Origin of the sequence: Pseudoroseomonas cervicalis ATCC 49957 (genome assembly GCF_000164635.1) — a bacterium.
In the GTDB taxonomy this organism is placed as follows: domain Bacteria; phylum Pseudomonadota; class Alphaproteobacteria; order Acetobacterales; family Acetobacteraceae; genus Pseudoroseomonas; species Pseudoroseomonas cervicalis.
This window is the reverse complement of the sequence record NZ_GG771255.1, coordinates 1-533: the sequence shown is the minus strand read 5'-3', so window position 1 is coordinate 533 and position 533 is coordinate 1. Positions and strand designations below refer to the sequence as shown.

General features: G+C 75.6%; 1 protein-coding gene. It reads right to left on the bottom strand.

The genetic code is table 11. From position 1 onward, the window contains the following. The coding region (locus HMPREF0731_RS22865; RefSeq protein WP_007006661.1) for a glycosyltransferase at nt 1–533 on the bottom strand (533 nt) is incomplete at both ends.

The following is a 533-nucleotide window of genomic DNA, read 5'->3' as shown; positions in this document are numbered from 1 at the left end:
CCTCGGCCAGGAAGCGGTCGGCGACAGTGGCCCAGTCGCGGCCGGGACGGCGGATGGCGGCCTCGGCGGCCTGGCGCTGCGCCGGGTCGGTGATCAGCCGCGCCAGGGTGTCGACCAGCGCCGGCTCGCTGCCCGGCTCGAAGAAGACGGCGCCGCCCTCCCCCGCCTCGACCAGGGAGGAATGGCGCGGCACCACGGCCAGCTTGCCGGCGGCCAGGCTCTCGGTGACCGGCAGGCCCCAGCCCTCGTGATGGCTGTTGTAGAGGGTGAAGAGGCAGGCGCCGTAGAGCGCGGCCAGCAGCGGGTCGGGCACGTCGGAGAGGATCTGCACCTTGCCGCGCAGCGCGGGCGAGGCCTCCAGCAGGCCGAGCGCCGCCTCGGCCCGCCAGCCGGGGCGGCCGACGCAGACCAGGCGCGGCACGGCGGCGCCGCCCAGCCGGCGCAGCAGCGCCAGCCAGGCATTGAAGGCCATCAGGTGGTTCTTGCGCCCCTCGATGGTGGAGACGAAGAGCACGAAGGGCTGGCCGTCGCGC